The sequence below is a fragment of the Adhaeribacter terreus genome, from assembly GCF_042657365.1.
Classification (GTDB): Bacteria; Bacteroidota; Bacteroidia; order Cytophagales; family Hymenobacteraceae; genus Adhaeribacter_A; species Adhaeribacter_A terreus.
In genome coordinates this window covers 128,536-149,165 of the sequence record NZ_JBHSKT010000008.1, presented here as the reverse complement: position 1 = coordinate 149,165, position 20,630 = coordinate 128,536, and the positions used below count along the sequence as shown (strand labels likewise).

Below are 20,630 nucleotides of genomic sequence, written 5' to 3'. Positions count from 1 at the left end.
CCCAACCCCCTCCGAAGGGGGACTTTTTTCTTGGTTGCAAGATCTCAGGTTAAAGCTTTGAGTTTTTAGCATAGAAAGCATAGCGTTTTCAGGTGATCCGGGTTAAATTAATTTGTTAATTTTGCCCGGATTAGCGCGTTTAAAATGGTACAGTTTTTAATAGTCCATTTTAAAAGAAGCACAACATTTTTAGTTTTTGGGATGAAGAAGATACGGTTTTCAACAGTTGTTTTAGGTCTGACGGCAATGAGTTTTCAGGCGCTGGCGCAAACGCCGGAGCAGGATACCCGCTATCAGAACGGCCGCGCTTTGCTGGACCAGAAAAAATATTCGCTGGCTATGGCCGAGTTTCTGCCGCTTAGCAACGTAGCTTCGGGTAACCCGCGGGCCGCTGAAGCCAGTTATTTATATGCCGTGGCTGCTGTAAAAGCCAATAAAATTCTGGAAGCCTACAACATGTTGCAGCAGCTCACTCGCACCGCACCCGACTGGGGCAACATTGAGGAAGCGTATTATCTGCTTGCCAAATTAGATTTCGACCAGCAGGATTATGAAAGCGCCATCCGGAATTTGCAGGTGGTAGAATCTGATTTCATTAAAACCGATGCGCAAAACCTGGAACGATCTTATCTCCTTTCGCTGGGCGATAAAAACCGTTTCAAAAACCTGCTGCAGCAATTCCCCGACGATAAAGTTCTGGCAAAAGCCTACGCCGATAAATTGGTTTCGGGCTGGTACGCGCCCGAAGATCAGGGTACGCTGGAAAATATCGTAAGGAAATTCAAATTAGATACTTCGGTTTATAACCCGGAGAAAATGAAGGCTGGTGGCAAAAAAACGGAATATAATGTGGCGGTACTGCTACCCTTTTCGTTGAATGCCGATGCCGCTTCGAAACGTAAAAACCAGTTCGCGGCCGATCTTTATGCCGGCATGAAACTGGCGCAGGATTCGTTGCTGAAAAATAATGTGAAGCTCAACGTATTTTCTTACGAAGCCGGTACCGATACTACCGAAGTTGGTAAAATTTTCCGGTTGCCGGAATTAAAAACCATGGATCTGGTAATTGGCCCGGTCTATAAAGCTTCCGCCAAACAAACGGCTGCTTTTGCGAATACTAACCATTTAAACGTGATAAACCCGCTATCGGAAGATCTGGAAGTAATAAATGGCAGCCCGAATCTTTTTATGTTCGAATCTTCGGTTATAACCCGAGCGCAGCGAGCCGCCGATTTTGCCTACGATAATTTCCCCGATAAAACCGCGGCCATTATTTTTGAAAATGTTAAAGACGATACCATTTTTGCCCGCGCTTACAGCAAGCAATTTGAACTGCGCGGCGGTAAAGTGAAACTTTTCAAGAAAATAAACACGAAGAAAAGCCCGAATGTGATGGCGATCTACAAGAATGTGGATCTGAAAACTTTCGGGCATTTGCTGGTGGTTTCAGATAATCTGCCGGCCGCCGTTGCCACGGTGAGCCAGGTTCAAAGCCAGAACCCGAAACTGCCGGTAATTACCAAAGAAACCTGGCTCGAAATGCCGCAGCTTTCTATTGCCCAGCTCGACGAGACAGAACTTTACTTTATTTACCCGAAATACGCCGATCTGAAGAATGCATCGGTACGCCAGTTCCGCCGGAAATTTACGTCCACGTATAATGTTCCGCCTTCGCATTACGCCTATGCCGGTTTCGAAATGTTGTTCCGTTATGGTTCATTGCTGAATGCTTACGGCCCTGATTTCGAGACTTTTTTACCGCAAACCAATACCGTTTCCGGCACCTTATTCCCGGCATTTAATCACGCCACGGGCCGCGATAACCAATTTGTTCCGATCTTAAAACTGGAAAACAAACAGCTGATGCTGATGAATCCGGTAATTAAATAAATTATTTATAACGACTTTTCCCATGCAAAACCATAGCATTTCTACTTCCGATTCTTTGTTTCAACGCGCACAAAACCTGATCCCCGGCGGTGTAAATTCCCCGGTGCGGGCTTTTAAAGCGGTTGGCGGCCACCCGATCTTCATGAAATCGGCCAAAGGCGCTTACCTGACCGACGAAGACAATAACCAGTACATCGACATGATCAATTCCTGGGGCCCGATGATCTTAGGTCATGCGCCGGAATTTATTCAGAAAGCCATTGCCGATGCTTTGCAGCATTCTTTTTCTTTTGGTGCGCCAACCCGTCGCGAAGTAGAAATGGCGGAACTGATCATCGAAATGATGCCTTCGGTTGAAAAGGTGCGCATGGTTAACTCCGGTACAGAAGCTACCATGTCGGCAATTCGTGTGGCACGTGGTTTTACCGGCCGCGATAAGATCATCAAGTTTGAAGGTTGCTATCATGGCCACGGCGATTCGTTTTTAATTTCAGCTGGAAGCGGCGCGATCACTTTAGGCGTTCCGGATAGCCCCGGCGTAACCAAAGGCGTAGCGCAAGATACGATTACGGTAGCTTTCAACGATCTGGAAGCGTTAAAAACGGCGGTAGATGCAGCGAAAAACCAGGTTGCAGCTATAATTATTGAGCCGGTAGTAGGCAATATGGGCCTGGTTCCTCCGGCCGAAGGTTTTCTTCAAGGTTTGCGCGACCTGTGTACCAAAGAAGGTATTGTGCTGATCTTCGACGAAGTGATGACCGGTTTCCGGTTAAGCAAAGGCGGTGCGCAGGAATTATACAACGTGATGCCGGATATGACCACCATGGGTAAAATTATTGGTGGCGGCATGCCGGTTGGTGCTTATGGCGGACGCAAGGAAATTATGGATTTCGTAGCGCCGGCCGGTCCGGTTTACCAGGCTGGAACCTTGAGCGGCAATCCGCTGGCCATGGCGGCTGGTCTGGCAATGCTGCGCCACCTGAACGATAATGCAGCCACGCTTTACCCTGAACTGAACCGCATTTCCGATAAAATGGTGAACGGCATGAAAGCAAACATGCAGGAACTTGGTTTGAACTACACCATTAACCAGGTTGGCTCTATGTTCGGGATCTTCTTTACGGAACAACCTGTTACCGATTTCACTTCGGCTAAAACTTCTGATCTGCAACTTTTCGGCAAATATTTTAACAGCATGTTGCAGAAAGGCGTTTACCTCGCGCCGTCGCAATATGAAACGTTGTTCGTTTCTACTGCCATAACCGACGAAGTTGCTGACAAATATCTGGCGGCAAATAAAGCTGCTTTGGCCGAAGTGTGTGGAAAGAATTAATTTTCACTAAGTTTTTGTATAAAAAAAGCTACCGTTTTTCAGAAAACTGTAATTTTGAAGTTAAATCTGCACCGGGCTATTCCGCCCGGTGTTTTTATTGCCGTTTTCTTTTATGAATAAGCTCAGTACCCTTTTATTATTTGTACTCACTTTTGCTGCAGGCTTGGTTTCTGCACAGGATCTTGACCAGAAAAACAAAGATCTTTTCGATAAAACTGTAGATAAACTGAATTTCCGGACCATCGAGTATGTGTATGACCGGAAATATCCGCGAAAAAAATTCCCGGTTACGCAGGCTGATTTTAAAACCCGCAAAACTTTCGATGATTTTGAAGGGAATGCCGCTTTCAAAAAACTGTTCCTGAATTATAACGACGTTTCGGAGAAATTCAAGAAAAAATTCGGTAATGGCCGTTACGATCTGGCGTCTTTCGAAAAAGGCCTGGCCGATATTCTGATCAACAAAGATTTCGAATTTTTTATCAGCAGCCTGACCAAAGACGATAAAATTCAGCTTATTAAATCGCTGCAGCAGATCAATAAAAAAGGCGTGGCGCTTTATGTAGACGCCTCGGGAAAACAACACGGTCTTGATGCTACTGATTCGATTGTTGAAGAAGCCGCTCCTGTGGCGCAGAACAACAAAATAGAAGTGGCAGAAGATGAAACCGCTTTATCCGCCGATTCTACCCAACCAGTTATCAATACAGCAGCTACTCCGGAAGAAGTTTTCCAGGAAAAAGCACCGCGCCGCGATTGGTTAACCTGGCTGGCTTTGGTTTTAAGTGGCACTGCCCTGGCTTTTGCTGTTTCGGCTAAACTGAAAGAGGTTCCGGCGTTACGTAACTACGTGAACAACAATTTTCAGAAAAAGACCGACGGCCCCGTAATTTCCAAAGTTGCGGTTGCCACCTCCACGGAAACGACCAATGACCTGGCCCTGAGAAAGCAACTGGAAAACCTGACCCGCGAAGTGGAAGGCTTGTATGCGCAAATGGATGAATTGCTGCACAAAAATTCAGTATTGGAGCAGAAACTGACAGGTTCTCACCCTAAGCCTTTCGAAGTGCCCAAAACAGCTTATTTTGAACCTGAAACGGAACCGGTTGTAGCAAAAGCTGCGCCAGTGGCTGCTCCTAAACCGGAGCCGGCAAAAGTTATGGTAGCCGATCTGGATGAAATGGAAGAGGAAAATGAAACCGGTTTCACGCCTTTTACCCTGCCGGCAGCCGCTTACAGCACAGATGAAATTACAAACGGAGCCGAAGAATTGCAGGAAGTAACATTTTTCCTTTCGAAACCAGACCGCAACGGCTTTTTCTGGAACGACGAAGTGACCCGCAATTTCACCCCAAACCGCTCGCTTTTTGAACTTACGCTTTCGGATAACGATGTAAAGAAAGGCCGTTTTGAAATGGTGATGGATAAAGCGCAACAGAAACTGGCCTTGGAAAATCCTGATCTGTACCTAAAACCGGTTTGCGACATTTCCGGCGACCCGGCCTCTGGCCAACGCCTGATAACTGAAACGCCCGGCAACATTGTTCTGAACGGCGACCAATGGGTGCTGGTGAAGAAAGCCAAAATAAAAGTAGTTTAAATTAACCCGGAAGCCAGCTAAAATTTAGCTGGCTTTTGCATCTGTACCATACTTTTTTGCCTTAAAGGCATAGCATTTTTATTACCGTAATATGATCCTGACCGATAAACAAATTCTGGAAGAAATGGAAAAAGGCACTATTGTAGTGGAGCCTTTTAACCGCAATTGCCTGGGTACCAACTCATACGATGTGCACTTGGGAAAATATCTGGCTACCTATAAAGATGGTGTGCTGGATGCCCGCAAACACAACCAGATAGAAGTTTTTGAGATTCCGGAGGAAGGTTTTGTATTGCAGCCGAATACGCTTTATTTAGGTGTTACCCACGAATATACCGAAAGTCACGCGCACGTACCATTTCTGGAAGGAAAATCAAGTGTTGGCCGCTTGGGTATAGATATTCATGCTACGGCTGGTAAAGGCGATGTGGGTTTCTGCAATACCTGGACTTTGGAAATTTCAGTAACCATGCCGGTACGTATTTACTTTGGTATGCCGATCGGGCAGCTGATCTATTTTGAAGTGAAAGGCGGCATTGAGAATATGTATAATGCCAAAGCCAACGCCAAATACAACGAACGCACCGCAGTACCGGTGGAAAGCATGATGTGGAAGAATAAATTCTAATGAGTAATGAGTAATGATGAATGATTAATTGTTGATAGCAATTTAGTTTTCCATACTTTTCAGTTTGCAACGGTATAGTTTTTTATCTGAAAACTATACCGTTTTTAGTTTCAACTTATTATAAATTTGAGTCATTAATTAATCATTCAAAAATGAATCTGATCATAAAAAATATTAAAGAGCTGGTGCAGACTGAAACGGAGCCACGCCGCTGGGTTGCCGGTGTAGCAATGGCGCAGCTGCCAACCATCAAAAACGCTTTTCTTATTATTAAAAACGGCCTGATCGAGAACTTCGGAACGATGGAAGAATACCGCGCGCTGGACGATCGTTTTTATAATGGCTTTAGCGAAATGGATGCTACCGGTCGTTTGGTTTTTCCGTGTTTTGTAGATTCGCACACGCATATTGTGTATGCCGGCAGTCGCGAACAGGAATTTGTGGACCGTATTAAAGGCAAAACTTACGAAGAAATTGCTGCCGCCGGTGGTGGTATTCTTAACTCCGCCAAACGTTTGCAGGATACTTCGGAAGAAGAACTTTTTAAGAGCGCGCAAAAACGCCTGCACGAAGTTATTAATATGGGTACCGGGGCCATGGAAATTAAAAGTGGTTACGGGCTTACGCTGCACGATGAATTAAAAATGCTACGCGTGATCAGGAGACTGAAAGACCTGAACCTGATCGAGATAAAAGCTAATTTTCTGGGGGCACATGCAATTCCGAAGGATAAAACCCGGGAAGAATATATAGACCTGATCGTAAATGAAATGATACCGGCGGTGGCAGCAGAAGGACTTGCCGATTATGTAGATTCGTTCTGCGATAAAGGATTTTTCACTCCCGAGGAAACCGATCGCATTTTAAAACAAGGTATTAAATATGGTTTACGTCCAAAAATTCATGCTAACCAATTGGCTACTTCGGGAGGAGTGCAGGTTGGTGTAGCCAATAATGCCATAAGTGTAGATCATCTGGAACACGTGGGTGAAGCTGAAATTGAGGCCTTACTGCATTCGGAAACTATGCCTACCTTATTGCCTGGAGCTGCTTTCTTTCTGGGTTTGCATTACCAGCCGGCCCGCAAAATGATCGAAGCTGGTTTACCAATTGCACTGGCGTCTGATTACAACCCGGGCAGTTCTCCTTCGGGCAGTATGCCTTTTACCATGTCTCTGGCTTGCATAAAACTGAAAATGCTGCCGGAAGAAGTTATTAACGCTTGTACCATAAATTCTGCGTATGCTATAGGGCTGGAGAAAACGCATGGCAGCATTGCTAAAGGAAAAGTTGGCAACGTTTTCATTACGCAGGAAATTCCGGGTTACAGCTTTATGCCTTATGCGTTCGGAACCGATACCATTGATAAAGTGATCCTGAAAGGGAAAGTGTTCCGGGAAGCAAGGCCGCTACTGAACGACTGCTTCTAAATATGAGCATAAAATGGTAGCGTTTTAGAGGTAAAAAGTGGCTTTTCTTAAGAAAGATCCCGGTTTGGCTTAATTTCCATGACCGGGATCTTTATTTTTTTTTAAATTTCTTATTCCGGAAATAATCTAACAAATACCCGAAAATTACCGCTATTTTATAGCTTTAGTACCAATACCAAGCTGGCACTATTTTCGTTAAAGATAAAGGAAGTCAACTTTTTTGAAAAAAGCGCTGTTTACCTATTTAAGAATCTAATTATCACTGAAAAGAAAGGGAAAAACTTATGAAAAAGATGCTGGTAATGTCGAGCCTGGTTTTTGCTACTGCCTTGCATTCTATTGCAGTAGAAGCCGGTATCGCGGAGACAAAAAAAGGTAAAACCTCGGAAAAAGTTTCAGGTGAAACCAAAACTGCGGCCAAATCTGGCGCTACAGCTACTACTGCCCGCAAATCCCTTTCTGCGGTTCAGCGTGCCAACCACCTGACCGATAAAATGATCAGGGATCTTAAATTGAATAACTATCAGGCCCGTACGTTGCGCCAGATAAACCTGGATAAAGTAAACCAGATGATGGCCATTGAGGCTGCTGGCGGCGATGTAACCCAGATCGATAATGATTGTAAAGGCGTTTGTAAAGACCGCGATAAGGAGCTGGAAAACTTGCTGAGTACCGAACAATATTCGACCTATTTTGGCAACCGCCCTTCTTATTACAAATTCGATAAGGACTATGCCAACGGCGGATATCTGGAAGGCGCTACCTCTAAAGTAGAAAAAGATAACTTAGCCGATAACGACGATGACGAAACCGCTGGAACTGAAAATGCAGTTGCGAGCCGTTAATTTGAGCTGAATACCATAAAAAAAGTCCTTCTGCAAAAGCGGAAGGACTTTTTTGCGTTAAAAGGATACCATTTTATTCGGCGGTATCCTGTACGTGCTTCGATAATTCTTCACAAAGCGCGCGCATTTTATTTACCATTACATCGTCGTTCGTAGCCGTTTTCAGGCTTTCGGCCATTGAACCGATGGTATCGATGCAGAAATATTTCATTTCGTTTACCGGCATATCTTTCGTCCAAAGGTCAATTTTCATGGTTCCAGCCTGTTCCCGGTCCCAAAGAGCGATGTTTATGGCTTTAGCAAAATGGATTTTCTCGCCGGCATCGGTAGCTCTCCAGCTAATAGCTTCAGGTACGTTATTCTCGTCCAGGGCAATGCTGAAATATATTTCGGATTTTTTCATAATCGTATCGTTTATTTAATTCCGCCGTAAATTTCGCATATTCGCATCCCGAAAACAAATAACCCATGAAATACCCTGTAAAATTTGCGGCCGGCTGTCTGCTGGCTTCTGCTTTATTTAGCTGTCAGAAAACTCCGAGCACTACTCCTGCCGCTGCACCAAAAGAAATTTCGGTAGCTTTTTATAACCTCGAAAACCTCTTTGATACTGAAAACGACCCGAATAAAGACGACGAAGAATTTTTGCCAGCCAGCAATAGTAATTGGACGCCGGAGCGCTATCAGCAAAAACTGACCAACCTAGCTTCGGTTATTGAAAAGCTGGGCGATGCCGATGGTCCGGAAATTTTAGGCGTTTGCGAAATAGAGAACCGAAGAGTGCTGGAAGACCTGGCCAAACAACCAGCTTTAGCGTCCCGGAATTATAAAGTTATTCATTTTGAAGGCCCGGATGAACGCAGCATTGATGTGGCATTATTTTACAAAGAAGGTATTTTCCGCCCGATCGAGGAAACCGCCGTGCCGGTAACCTTGCCCGATGCCAGCGAAAAAACCCGCGACTTATTGAAAGTAAGAGGAATTGTGAACAACGATACGATAACCATTCTGGTAAATCACTGGCCGAGTAAACGAGGCGGTGCTGAAATCAGCGATCCCAAACGCGAGGCAGTTGCTAAAATTGTGCGCGATATTGTAGACCAGGAACAAATTAAGAACCAACACGCAAAATTATTGCTCATGGGCGACTTCAACGATACTCCTGACAGTAAAGCCATTACCGACATTCTAAACGCTAATAAAAACGCTGAAGCAGAGCCAAACCGTCAGTTATTTAACGCTTTTGCGCAAATGGCCGAAGATAAAAAAGGGAGCTACTACTACAAAGGCGAATGGGACATGATCGACCAGATGATGCTGAGTAAAAGCCTGTTAACCAATAAGAAGTTAAGCTACATTCCTAATTCGGCAACAATTTACCAGGAAGAGCGCATTAAGGAAAAGGAAGGAAAATTTGCCGGGGCGCCATTGCGTACCTACGCCGGCAAAAAGTATTTGGGCGGATATTCCGATCATTTCCCGATCTATATTAAACTGCAGGCACGCTAAAACGCTATGCATTTGCAGTTAAAAAGTAAAACTCCGGCATTATTGCCGGAGTTTTTTTGTTAAATGACTTTTTGAGGCTAAAACCCTACCGTCTTAAGTTTAAGGTTTATCTGGTTTGTAGTTTTACCAATTTTGCTTCAATTCCATTATCTTTTACTAAAGCGGTGGCAAATTTAAAGCAACCGTTCGGTACAAATAACTGCAGAAAACCGCCTTTAATTTTGGCGATTGCTTCCAACGCTTTCCATTTACTGATCAGTTTACGGTTATCGGACTCATCGGTATTTTTAACAACCAATTCAAAATAGAACTTCTTGCCGTCGCGTTGGGCAGTAAAATCTGGCGTGAAGGTAATTTCTTTATTCACCATTGTAAGCGATGCCGGACTTTCATAGCCAACGAAATCGGCTTTAATTTCCTGGTAACCAGATTTTTCAGCGTATTGAATTACCTGTTCGGCCATGGCATTAAATTCCTGATGTTGTTTTTGAGTTTTAAGCATAATCTTATATTTAAGTGAAAAAAAATCCGGCACTACAGGTTGCTCTAATGCATTGCAGTAAATCGGAGTGAGAAATAACAAGACATTAACCTTTAAAAGTTATCCTTCATCAGGTTAATTTAGAGCAGATAAAATGAAATGCCGCCGTAATTGCCAGCGGTATTAAAAGAAAATTCCGGAAAAAGGATTTAGATTGTTTACGGAAAAGAAATAAAAAAGTGCAGATCGCGGTTTTAATCGGAAAGAGGCAATTTACCCTTTTTATTTTTCTTATTTTCTTATCTGCCTCTTTAATAACAAAATTTAAGCTAAAATCGTTTCTCCGGGCCGGAAAACGCACGCTTACTCTTCGAAAGGTTAAAAATAAATATCCAGGTTTGTTAAGTAGATTTCAGCTGTCATTTTGTAACTTAAGTTCTTAAAACTTTTCTTTAAGAAATATGCAATCTACCGCCCCTAACCCACTGGAATACCTGATAGAAGTACCAACAGAACGCAGAACCGCCTTTGAAAGACTTCGCAACACACTTTTGGAGAATTTGCCCGATGGCTTTGAAGAAAGGATGGCTGGTGGCATGATAAATTACGTAGTCCCGCATGCTATCTTTCCGGCGGGCTATCATTGCAATCCCAAAGACCCATTGCCTTTTATTGGGCTGGCATCGCAAAAGAATTTCATTGCGGTGTACCATATGGGCATTTATGCTAACCCGGAACTGCTTGAGTGGTTTACTTCAGAATACCCGAAACACGTAAAAACGAAACTGGATATGGGTAAAAGCTGCATCCGGTTCAAAAAACCTGAAAATATTCCCTTTGAATTGCTGGCTGAATTAGCCCGGAAAATGACACCGCAGGATTGGATCGAAGTTTATGAGGAGCAATTGAATAAGAGCCGGAAGTAAAAAACCTACGGATATAAGGCAGATAACTGTAGTTATGTTGTTTATCCAATAGTTGGCACAAATTTGAATCATAAATGAATAACAAATTTATTTCCCTTATTCTCTTTGCGTTAATCAGCTGCAACGCGAATAATCAATCAAAAAGTAAAAGGGAAGATGTAAAGGCTAACACCTCAAAAATAGAAATCGAATCTGCTCAATGGATTCTTGGGAATTGGGGGATTTACGAAAGAAGTAAGGGAGGCCGTTTAGCAATTCATTGTGATGTATGCCCAATTATCAGTTTTAAAAATGATGGAAAAGGAGAAATAATATATCCAGAAAATAATAAACTTGGAAAAATAATATATCCAGATGTAAAAAAAGAGCAAATTAAATGGATGGTCGATAAGAATATAATAACCTTAATTCATACTAATAAGGGTGCTAACAACACATTTTCTAACGGCGATTATGAAATAAGTTTAACTCCAAAAGCAAGTTTCACTGAATTAAGGTTAACAAACCGAAATGGTGCTGTGTACATTTTAAGAAAATAAAAAAACTTATTGCCAACCACACCTAAACGTCAGCTTCGCCGTCGTTTAGCCCAACCGTTAGCATTAAATAAAAAAAAGGCCTCCGATTTTCATCAGAGGCCTTTTAACTTTTTAGGGCTGAAACCCTAGCGTTTTTATACGTAGTTGTTCAACATTACCGGCATTACCAGCATCAGGATATTTTCATTTTCATCCATTCCGGCTGGCATTAATAAACCGGCGCGGTTTGGTGTGGAAAGTTCTAAGTTCACTTCATCGGCATCGATGTTGTTCAGCATTTCGATCAGGAATTTGGCGTTGAAACCGATCTCCATGTCCTCGCCTTCGTACTGGCAGCTTAAACGCTCACTTGCTTCGTTGCTGAAATCCAGATCTTCGGCAGAAATAACTAATTCAGAACCCGTAATTTTCAGGCGAACCTGGTGGGTGGTTTTGTTCGAATAAATAGAAATACGTTTTACAGAGCTCAACAGATCGTAACGATCTATGAGTAATTTATTCGGATTGTGCTGTGGAATAACGTTTTCATAATCCGGGAAACGCTCATCGATGAGGCGGCAGATCATCCGGATGTTATCGAAGCTGAAAAATGCGTTGGCATTGTTGAACTCTACTTTTACCGAAGTTGGCTCGGCTGGCAAAGTAGCTTTCAGTAAGTTAAAGGCTTTGCGCGGTACGATGATCGAAGTCGTTTCGCCGGTAGAAACATCGTTGCGGCGGTAACGCAGCAAACGGTGACCATCGGTGGCTACAAATGTAATGTTGCCTTCGTTCAGCTGCACAAAAATACCGGTCATAGCCGGACGAAGTTCGTCGGTAGAAACGGCAAAGATAGTTTTGTTAATAGCACGGGCCAACGCGTTGGAAGGAATTTCGATGGCATTACCGCCGCGCACTTGTGGTACTTTCGGGAAATCGGTCGCGTTTTCGCCGGAAAGTTTGTAACGGCCGTTCGAAGAACTGATCTCGATGGTGTACGTTTCTTCGTCGATGGTGAAGGTTACCGGCTGGTCTGGCAGGTTTTTAAGCGTATCGAGCAGAATACGAGCCGGCGCAGCAATGCGGCCATTCTCTTTCGCTTCTACCGGAATTTCGGTTATCATAGAAGTTTCCAGGTCCGAAGCGGTAATGGTAAGCAAACCATCGGTCACATCGAAGAGGAAGTTTTCCAGAATTGGAACTACCGGATTATTGGCTACAACGCCGTTTATGCTTTGCAGTTGCTTTAGTAAAGCAGAAGAAGATACAATAAATTTCATGCCCAGGGTCTTATCTTAATGAAAGCAAAGTTATAAAGAAATGCTTTTTTTCCTACGAATTTTATGGTAACTGGCTAATTTTTTCCGAGACCTTCTTTCCGAATGAGCAAACGGTTAAAAACATAGGTCTGAACCGACATAACTTCCTTCTTTTTCTCGTTCAGCGCGATCAAATAGTCTTCGGTTTTCGGGTACAGTTTGATCGTCCGGGACTTTTCAGGGTTAGAATCGGTAAGGGTAATAATGGCTGCGGGTTTACTTATTGCCAACGAATCAGAAACACGGTTCTGTGGGTTCGGCAGGAAATATTGGCCGTTTATAAATGCGTAATTATCGAGGTAAGCTTTTACGTTTTCCTGGTCGGTTTCTTTCAGGCCGGCTATAGCATATTGATCGTTGTTCTGTTTGATGTTCAGAGTAGCCTTCGGATCGCCAACGTATTCGATGTTTAGTTCCTGAATACTCTGCGCATTGCTGCGGAAAACCGGTACGCTGCGCCAGTTAGCTTCCGCAATGTCGAAGCGGGTATTGATGAAACCGTTGAACCCGGGAATATGTAGCACATACGGATTTTCGGAACCTTCCATGATGAAGTAAGTGCCTAAGTTATCGTCAGTGGTTTGGCCTACGTAAAAAACCTTGCTCAATTCGCCATGCTGGTACACTTCTACTTTCTTACCCAACGTTGCAAAATCGCGGATAGCCAGGTTGCGGGAAGCTTTATCGGCAGGGCGTTTTACTTCCATGCGGTGCATGGTTGCGAGCAAGGAGTTTATTTTATCCTGTCGGGCTTCATATTTATCGTTTAAAAGCCAGCGGCCGTTCTTCTGCCGGGTTAAGGTGTTGCTTGCGCCAGTTTTAGCAGCAATAAAAATTTTATCTACAGAAGCGGTGTCGGTTACGGTAAAAGCAGTTTCTTTGGAATTTAAGGTAGATTTTTCGCTGCCTTTATTGGTGAAAAAATAAGCAGCTGCACCAACCAGTACCAAAAGCACAACTAAAAGCAGGGTATTCTTCGATTTCATATTTTCAGTATTTCTTAAAATACTATGCCGGCACATTAGTTTTCAGGCCGAAAAGTATAGCGTTTTTTTTCTCTAAAGGTCGTAAAGTTTCAACACTTGTCCTCCCCCTACCCCCTCCAAAGGGGGACTAAAAACTAAACTAAATAAACCTCACAGGTCTAAGAGACCTGTGAGGTTTTAAAAATTCTTATCTGGCGTATTTGCGTTTGCGCAGGTAGAATCTTACGATGCCATAAAGACCTAACAACATAAGTGGAAGCACAATATTAATGAGCTGCCAGCGGGTGCGTTCTTCTTTCAGCTTTACTTTATCCAGCGGACGCAATACAATTTCTTTGGTACGCACCACGATCAGGCCGCTTTCATCGAGCATATAATCAAGCGCGTTCATGGCAAATTCCTTATTACCGAATTGAACGCCGGCAAAACGGTCGTAACCCAGTTCTAAAGGCGTATTAGTCTTTTTATTAATGTCGTTTCTGATCAGGTCGCCGTCGGAAACAATAACCAGCTTACCCGGCTTGCCAACTTCCACGAAACCGACCTGCTGCTGTTTTTCAGGCGCCAAACGGTTTTTGTATAGTGAGCGGAAAGAACCTTCCAGGATATAAGCTACAGGCAGCGGACCTTTGGTAAACACCCTCGGATTTACATCTAAGCGGGCTTCGTTGAAATTAACCCGTACAGGAGCCGGCAAAATGCGGGAATAACGCGAGGTAAACATCAGAGGCGTTTTCCGGATGCCATCCGCTTTAACGGTGTCGATGGTGCTTACGAATTTGGTGTAAACGGCATCAAGATTTTTGGTGACCGGATGCTTGCTGAAATTATTAATGAGTGGGAAATAGCGCCACGGTGTCATTTGCGTTTGCGGCTGATTGCCTACAAAACCAACCACCATCGGAATAAAGCCTGAGCTCAGATCCTGGATCATGTCGCCGTTCATCCGGAAACCGAAACGGAAAAACAGATCGTCTAAATTGGTATTGTACGGAAAGGAAAAAGTGCCTTTCTCGCCAATGCTGTCGAGGCTGATATTCATCGGGTCATACAACAAAAACACGTTGCCGCCTTTCACCAGGAACTGGTCGATCTTGAATTTATCGGGTTCGCCAAAACGTTCAGTTGGTTTGGCCAAAACAATAGCATCGAAATCTTCCAGCGTATTTCTGGTGGTCAGGTCTACGCGGTCTACGTCGTAATATTCGCTCAGCGCGTTCATCAGGCTCGAAACTTCCAGCACGTTCAGTTCGCCGTGGCCTTCCAGAAAAGCAATTTTTTTACGTTTTTTAACGGTAAGCTTGCGGATGGCCGAAGCAAGTTCGTACTCCACCCCTTCCACGCTTTGGTTGAGGCGTTGCTCAGGCGTTGCAGCCTGGTTTCCTTTCAGCAATAAAACCGGAATTTCCTTGCCTTTGTAAGAAACGATCGCGCCCGGAAAAATGATCTTCTCCACGCGTTTATCGCCTTCCATGGCATTCAGGTTGGTTGGCTGCAGGCCTTTTTTAGCCAGCTGCATATAGAATTCGTTGCGAGCTTTAGCGTCGGGGCTGGCACTTGGGTCTACGAATTTGTACTGAATATTCTGGCCGGAATAAATGCGGAACTCGTCGAGCTTTTCTTTAATAGAACTCTGTAAACGCTTGAAACCCGCCGGGAATTCGCCTTCCAGGTAAACTTCTACATAAACCACATCGTCGAGGTTTTTCAGCAGTTTTTTAGAAGCCGGGGAAATGCTGTACCGCTGATCTTCGGTAAGATCTAAACGGTAGAAAACCTGCGTGGCCAGTACGTTCAGTAATACAATGATACCAGCCAGAATAAAGAACCGGATAATTTCGTGGGTTTTCCGGTTACGGACTTTTTTGGTGTTTTCTGCTACCATTTTCTGCTCTCCAAAACCAGTTTAGTGGCTACAATCATCAAGGCACTCACGCTTACAAAATACAATACATCGCGCGAATCGATCAGGCCTTTGCTGATAGTTTCGTAATGATACTGAATGCCCAGGTAAGAAATAAAATAAGAAAGCGGGCCCCAAACATCTATGGAAGCCAGCATATCGAAACCGGTGTAAACGATGAAACAAAGCAACACCGCCACGATAAACGAAATGATCTGGTCTTTACTGATGCTGGATGCGAAAATGCCAATTGCTGTAAAAACCGCCGCTAATAAAACCAAACCGATGTAAGAGCCGAACACGCCGGCTGAATCGATGTTTCCTTTAGGCTCGCCTAAGTAATAAACCGAAACATAGTAAATAAGTGTAGGCAACAGGGCGAAAAGTACCAGCAGCAAACAGGCAAAATATTTACCCAGAATGATCTGCAGATCGGTTACGGGGCGGGTTAAAAGCAACTCAATGGTGCCGGCTTTCTTTTCTTCGGCAAACGAACGCATGGTAATAGCCGGAATAAGAAAAAGGAAAACCCAAGGCGCAATGGCGAAAAGCGGCTGCAGATCGGCGTAGCCAAAATCTAGTATATTGCTTTGAGGCAAAAACCAAGTATAAAGCCCGGTAACCACCAGAAAAACCCCGATCACGATATACGCGATCAGGGAATTAAGGAAGCTGTTTATTTCTTTGCGAAGAATTGCAAACATGTATTTTTAGTGAATAATGATTAGTGATTAGTGATTAGTAAATTGCGCAAGGCATTTTCTTAAAACTTATCATCTTATTACTTTTTATATTCAAATCCATAGCGTTTCGTGATTATATAGTTAGCGATAACTAGTCACTAATCATTATTCACTAATCACTATTTCGTTAACTGCTGGAATACTTTTTCTAAGGAATTTTCTTCCTGGCGCAGGCCTAATAAGATCCAGTTTTGTTCGGCGGCCAATTTGGATATAGCAGCGCGCGGATCTTCGGTTTTGGCGGAAACGATGCGGTAGCTGTTGCCTTCCAGCTTCTTCACTTCTTTTACCTGCGGCAAAGCCTGCAGTAAACGTTCATCGGCTGCACTTTCAAATTCTGCAATGGTTACGCGCTGGCCTTTGGTGTTGCTTTCCAGGTCGGCAACGCTGCTATCGGCTACCAGTTTTCCGCGGTTTATGATCACGACTCTATCGCAAATGGCGGCCACTTCCTGCATGATGTGCGTGGAGAAAATAACCGTTTTTTCGCGGCCGATATTTTTGATAACCGTGCGGATCTCCTGGATCTGGTTCGGATCGAGACCGGTGGTTGGCTCATCGAGAATTAATACATCGGGGTTATGCACCAGCGCCTGCGCCAGACCAACCCTTTGACGGTAACCTTTACTTAAAGCGCCGATCTTTTTGCCTTGTTCCAGTTGTAAACCTACCAGATCTACCATTTCCTTAACCCGTTTCTGTAAGGCTGAACCCGACAAATTATGCAGCGAACCGATAAATTCGAGGTATTCTTTCACATACATATCGAGGTAAAGCGGGTTGTGCTCCGGCAGGTAACCAACGTGTTTGCGTACTTCCACCGGGTTTTCCTCTACATCGAAACCACACACTTTTACCGTACCCGAAGTTGGCGGCACATAACAGGTCGCAATTTTCATGGTAGTAGATTTGCCGGCGCCATTTGGCCCCAGGAAACCTACGATCTCGCCGCTTTTCACCGTAAAGGAAATATCATCTACGGCGCGTTGCGAACCATATATTTTGATCAGGTTTTTTACTTCAACAGACACTGAACTAATTAAAAATTAGAAATTAAGAATTAGAAATTTTCTAAATCTGTTATTGAAACGCTTAATTCCGTCTGCAAGTATTTTTTACCTGAAAACGGCATGCATTCAAAAAGCGAAATTACGAGTTTTTTCGTGCTTTTCCCTACCGTTTTTGTTTGCCTTTGGGCATTAACGGGCGCACTTCAATATCTACGTGATGATAATTCGGCGAAGATTGGAGCACGTGCAGCATGGTGGAAGCAATGTCTTCGGGCTGCATCATATTTTCGTTGGCCGTAACGGAATCAATGTTATCGAAGAAATTGGTTTGCACCGAGCCCGGATAAATGCAGGTAACTTTAATGCCGAAATTGCGCACTTCTTTATAAAGCGACTGCGAAATACCGCGAACTGCATGTTTGGTGGCACAATATCCGCTCATTTCCTCGATACCGGTGGTACCTGCAATAGACGATATATTGATAATATGGCCGCTTTCCAGCCGTTTCATTTCCGGCAAAACCAGGCGCGTGCAATAGAAAATTCCATCGACATTTGTCCGGAACATGGTATGCCAATCTTCCACCGAAAGTTCTTCGAATTTGGCAGTAATTCCCAATCCGGCGTTATTTATTAAGCCAAAAAAATCGGAACCCAGCTTTTGGGTTGTTTCTTTAAAAGCATCTTCCACCGAGTTCTGATCCTGCACATCGGTTGGGAAAAAGTGAAAATTTGCGTGGCTGAGTTGCGGCTTGCTTCTGCCCCACCCCGCTACAATGGCGCCATTTTCCAGCAAGGCTTTGGCGGTGGCCAGGCCAATGCCTTTGCTCACGCCGGTAATAATGATTAACTTTCCTTCCAGATTTGTATGCATAGCTTTAATTTTTGGGTGAAGTTAGAAACTCGCTTACGATAAAAAAAATGCGCTTACCCTTCACCTCCGGCAGCTATAAACACTGAAATACCCTGAAACGCTGCTTGCTCCGGAAACAAATATTGACTTTTTGCATCCAAACCCTACCGTTTTTGCCGGTAAAAATCAGCCTGGCTGACTTAACAAAACCGTAATATTTCAAAAGAATTTCCTTTCCCGATCATGCATTTTCAGCGGCTCCTGACTTTCTCCCTGCTTTTCCATACCGTTTTACTGAATAGCTGCCAACAGGAAAATGCTTTCGATTGCGTGAAAAGTACCGGCAAGATCGTTACTGAAACCCGTAGCCTTCCGGAATTCCGGAGACTGAAAGTTTCCGACAACCTGAACGTAAAGATCGTGGCCGACACCGCGCATTTTGTGGAAGTAAGGGCCGGCGAAAACCTGCAGGAAAATATTCAGGCGGAAGTAAAAAACGGCGAACTCTGGCTACAGAATATCAACAAATGCAACTGGGTGAGAAGCTATAAAAAGCCGCTCGAAGTTACTGTTCACGCATTAAAACTCACCGATATTTTCCAGGATGGTTTTGGTACTATTTCAAGCGAAGGTACATTACCATCCGACTCCTTATTTCTGCACCTGACCTCGGCCGGCGACTACGACTTAACCCTGAAAACCAGAACCCTCTGGCTCGATATGTATGAAACCGGCGACATGAAACTGCAGGGCACCAATGGTAAACTGAACGCCTTTAATTACAGCATGGGCCGCCTTCAGGCTTCCGGTCTGCAAAACAAAAAAGCCAATATTCTTGTTACCCATTTAGGCGATGCTTACATAGAAGCCACAGATCTTTTAAGTGCCACGATCGAAAATAAAGCCAATGTTTACTATAAAAACCAGCCTGACAAAGTGTCAAGGCAAGGTAACGGTGAAGGCCAGCTTATTCAGGTAAAATAACGGTATCGTTTTGGCTGCTAAAACTATTTGCTAAAGATTTTAGCCTTGCCATTTTAAAGACAATTTCAATAGTTTATAAAATTTAAAATCAGATATTTATAAACAATTACTTCACCCTATAGTTTAAGCACTTTTTTAAACAATATCGCCTAATTGAGGCCGGATCAGGATCTCTTCCACCACCGAATTCTTTGACAATATATAGGTTGCATAAACCACTTCAGCTACGTCTTCGGACTTCATAAAACGTTCCACGGGCAGATCTACCCCTTCCCAGCTGGCCGTGTAAGTAGCGCCTGGCAGGATGGCTGTAACTTTCACCCCAAACTCTTTCACTTCTTCGCGCAAACACTTGGTCATGCCGTACATAGCAAATTTGGTAATGCTGTAAGAGCCTCCGTTCGGGTAAGCGCGAATGCTGGCGGTGGAACAAATATTGAAGATGTGGCCGTGTTTGCGCTTGATCATATCGGGCAAAACGCCTTTGGTAAGATAGTATGCAGAATACAAGTTTGTAGCCATCATGGTTGGCAAAACATCATCGGCTTCGTCTATAATTTTTCCGGGAATAAAAACACCGGTGTTGTTTACCAGCACTTCAATTTTTACGTGCAGGTTACTCACAAATTCCAGGAAAGCCTTGCGTTCATTTTCCATCCCGAGGTCAGCGGCAAAGTAATGCACTTTGGAGAAAGTGTACTTCCTTTCGATTTCCAGTTTCAGGTTTTCGAGATCTTTTTCGCCCCGCGCGCAGGTAATGATATGGAAGCCTTCGGTGGCAAATTTTTCGATAATGGCACGACCAATTCCCTTGGTTCCGCCGGTAACTAAAATATATTTTTGCATCTTTGAGCGTTTGATCAAATTTCAACGTAATATAAGCAATTCTAAATTATTGAACTCTTAACAAAGCACTTTTAAACTTCTGCATGAAGACCCTCGGTAACTACCTTTTATTTTTATCTTCCCAATTTATTCGCGGCGAATCGCTTAAAATTCTTTCCCGCCGTTTTATCGACGAAGCGGTTTTGATCGGGATCAGCTCAGTTTCCATTGTAGCCATTGTATCTACTTTTATTGGCGCCGTAACCTGCGTACAGATCGCTTATAACCTTACCAATGCCTTAATTCCGCGTTCCACTATCGGATTTATGGTACGCGAAATGACGATCCTGGAACTAGCTCCTACCATTACTTCTATTGTACTAGCCGGTAAAGTTGGTTCTAATATTGCAGGCGGTTTAGGAACCATGCGTATAACAGAACAAATAGATGCGCTGGAAGTTATGGGCATTAATTCTACATCGTACCTGGTGCTGCCTAAAATTCTGGCGGCAATTGCCATGTTCCCGCTGCTGGTAATTCTAGCCATGACGCTTTCTATTCTGGGGGGTTACGTAGCCGGAACGTTAACCGGTTCTTTAACCCCGCAGGAGTACGTAGAAGGTCTGCGCGATGCTTTTATTCCTTACAACATTACTTTCGCGCTCATAAAATCGGTGGTTTTTGCCTTCCTGATCGCTTCTATTTCTGCCTACCAGGGCTTTTTTACGAAAGGCGGCGCGCTGGAAGTTGGTGAAGCGAGTACCAAAGCGGTAACGAACAGCATTATCGGCGTACTGCTGGCCGATTACGTTTGCGCACAAGTTTTACTTTAGTGATTAGTGATTAG

At 43.9% G+C, this 20,630-nt stretch carries 20 protein-coding genes; 11 read left to right on the top strand and 9 right to left on the bottom strand.

The genetic code is table 11. From position 1 onward, the window contains the following. Positions 1–201 precede the first annotated feature (201 nt). The 6 genes from ACFPIB_RS13985 (at position 202) to ACFPIB_RS13960 (ending at position 7,726) form a co-directional block, all read left to right on the top strand. Entirely contained in the window at positions 202–1,890 is a 1,689-nt protein-coding gene (locus ACFPIB_RS13985) for an ABC transporter substrate-binding protein (RefSeq protein ID WP_378018083.1), read from the top strand. Between the two features lie 22 nt (positions 1,891–1,912). Continuing rightward, entirely contained in the window at positions 1,913–3,223 is a 1,311-nt protein-coding gene (hemL, locus tag ACFPIB_RS13980; protein WP_378018082.1) for a glutamate-1-semialdehyde 2,1-aminomutase, read from the top strand. Between the two features lie 112 nt (positions 3,224–3,335). Then, on the top strand, positions 3,336–4,823 hold the full coding sequence (locus tag ACFPIB_RS13975) for a hypothetical protein (protein WP_378018081.1): 1,488 nt from the start codon (positions 3,336–3,338) through the stop codon (positions 4,821–4,823). A gap of 91 nt (positions 4,824–4,914) precedes the next feature. Continuing rightward, positions 4,915–5,451, top strand: coding sequence for a dCTP deaminase (gene dcd / locus ACFPIB_RS13970; protein WP_378018080.1), 537 nt, complete (start codon positions 4,915–4,917; stop codon positions 5,449–5,451). 152 nt (positions 5,452–5,603) lie between these two features. Beyond that, positions 5,604–6,881, top strand: coding sequence for an imidazolonepropionase (hutI, locus tag ACFPIB_RS13965; RefSeq protein WP_378018079.1), 1,278 nt, complete (start codon positions 5,604–5,606; stop codon positions 6,879–6,881). A 284-nt stretch (positions 6,882–7,165) separates the two neighbouring features. Continuing rightward, positions 7,166–7,726: a hypothetical protein gene (locus ACFPIB_RS13960; RefSeq protein ID WP_378018078.1), complete on the top strand. Its 561-nt coding sequence runs from the start codon at positions 7,166–7,168 to the stop codon at positions 7,724–7,726. Between the two features lie 73 nt (positions 7,727–7,799). Here the strand turns inward: ACFPIB_RS13960 and gldC are convergent, their stop codons facing one another. Further along, the gene (gene gldC, locus ACFPIB_RS13955; protein WP_378018077.1) at positions 7,800–8,129 is read right to left on the bottom strand and encodes a gliding motility protein GldC; all 330 of its coding nucleotides are present in this window, start codon (positions 8,127–8,129) and stop codon (positions 7,800–7,802) included. A gap of 65 nt (positions 8,130–8,194) precedes the next feature. Between gldC and ACFPIB_RS13950 the strand changes: the two genes are divergently transcribed. Beyond that, positions 8,195–9,235 (top strand): endonuclease/exonuclease/phosphatase family protein, encoded by a 1,041-nt coding sequence (locus ACFPIB_RS13950; protein WP_378018076.1) that lies wholly within the window; start codon positions 8,195–8,197, stop codon positions 9,233–9,235. A gap of 106 nt (positions 9,236–9,341) precedes the next feature. Here ACFPIB_RS13950 and ACFPIB_RS13945 read toward each other — a convergent pair whose 3' ends face one another. Then, on the bottom strand, positions 9,342–9,737 hold the full coding sequence (locus tag ACFPIB_RS13945) for a hypothetical protein (protein WP_378018075.1): 396 nt from the start codon (positions 9,735–9,737) through the stop codon (positions 9,342–9,344). Positions 9,738–10,177: 440 nt separating this feature from the next. Here ACFPIB_RS13945 and ACFPIB_RS13940 point away from each other — a divergent pair, with 440 nt between their 5' ends. Both ACFPIB_RS13940 and ACFPIB_RS13935 read left to right on the top strand, forming a co-directional pair. Beyond that, positions 10,178–10,642: a DUF1801 domain-containing protein gene (locus ACFPIB_RS13940; protein ID WP_378018074.1), complete on the top strand. Its 465-nt coding sequence runs from the start codon at positions 10,178–10,180 to the stop codon at positions 10,640–10,642. A 74-nt stretch (positions 10,643–10,716) separates the two neighbouring features. Continuing rightward, on the top strand, positions 10,717–11,181 hold the full coding sequence (locus ACFPIB_RS13935) for a hypothetical protein (RefSeq protein ID WP_378018073.1): 465 nt from the start codon (positions 10,717–10,719) through the stop codon (positions 11,179–11,181). A 134-nt stretch (positions 11,182–11,315) separates the two neighbouring features. On the opposite strand, the gene dnaN is transcribed toward ACFPIB_RS13935, so the two are convergent. From dnaN to ACFPIB_RS13905, 6 genes are all read right to left on the bottom strand, one after another. Next, positions 11,316–12,440, bottom strand: a complete 1,125-nt coding sequence (gene dnaN, locus ACFPIB_RS13930) for a DNA polymerase III subunit beta (protein WP_378018072.1) — start codon at positions 12,438–12,440, stop codon at positions 11,316–11,318. A 74-nt stretch (positions 12,441–12,514) separates the two neighbouring features. Then, a complete protein-coding gene (locus tag ACFPIB_RS13925; RefSeq protein WP_378018071.1) occupies positions 12,515–13,465 on the bottom strand; it encodes a DUF4340 domain-containing protein in 951 nt (316 codons plus the stop codon). 187 nt (positions 13,466–13,652) lie between these two features. Further along, positions 13,653–15,350, bottom strand: a complete 1,698-nt coding sequence (gene gldG, locus ACFPIB_RS13920; RefSeq protein ID WP_378018070.1) for a gliding motility-associated ABC transporter substrate-binding protein GldG — start codon at positions 15,348–15,350, stop codon at positions 13,653–13,655. After that, positions 15,344–16,072, bottom strand: coding sequence for a gliding motility-associated ABC transporter permease subunit GldF (gene gldF, locus ACFPIB_RS13915; protein ID WP_378018069.1), 729 nt, complete (start codon positions 16,070–16,072; stop codon positions 15,344–15,346). The genes gldG and gldF overlap by 7 nt, the downstream gene beginning before the upstream one ends. 158 nt (positions 16,073–16,230) lie before the next feature. Next, entirely contained in the window at positions 16,231–17,142 is a 912-nt protein-coding gene (gene gldA, locus ACFPIB_RS13910) for a gliding motility-associated ABC transporter ATP-binding subunit GldA (protein ID WP_378018068.1), read from the bottom strand. A 142-nt stretch (positions 17,143–17,284) separates the two neighbouring features. Next, positions 17,285–17,995: an SDR family oxidoreductase gene (locus tag ACFPIB_RS13905; protein ID WP_378018067.1), complete on the bottom strand. Its 711-nt coding sequence runs from the start codon at positions 17,993–17,995 to the stop codon at positions 17,285–17,287. A gap of 222 nt (positions 17,996–18,217) precedes the next feature. On the opposite strand from ACFPIB_RS13905, the gene ACFPIB_RS13900 reads away from it, so the two are divergent. Beyond that, on the top strand, positions 18,218–18,958 hold the full coding sequence (locus ACFPIB_RS13900; protein WP_378018066.1) for a head GIN domain-containing protein: 741 nt from the start codon (positions 18,218–18,220) through the stop codon (positions 18,956–18,958). Between the two features lie 135 nt (positions 18,959–19,093). On the opposite strand, the gene ACFPIB_RS13895 is transcribed toward ACFPIB_RS13900, so the two are convergent. Beyond that, on the bottom strand, positions 19,094–19,804 hold the full coding sequence (locus ACFPIB_RS13895) for an SDR family NAD(P)-dependent oxidoreductase (protein ID WP_378018065.1): 711 nt from the start codon (positions 19,802–19,804) through the stop codon (positions 19,094–19,096). Positions 19,805–19,887: 83 nt separating this feature from the next. On the opposite strand from ACFPIB_RS13895, the gene ACFPIB_RS13890 reads away from it, so the two are divergent. Then, entirely contained in the window at positions 19,888–20,616 is a 729-nt protein-coding gene (locus ACFPIB_RS13890; RefSeq protein WP_378018064.1) for an MlaE family ABC transporter permease, read from the top strand. Positions 20,617–20,630 lie beyond the last annotated feature (14 nt).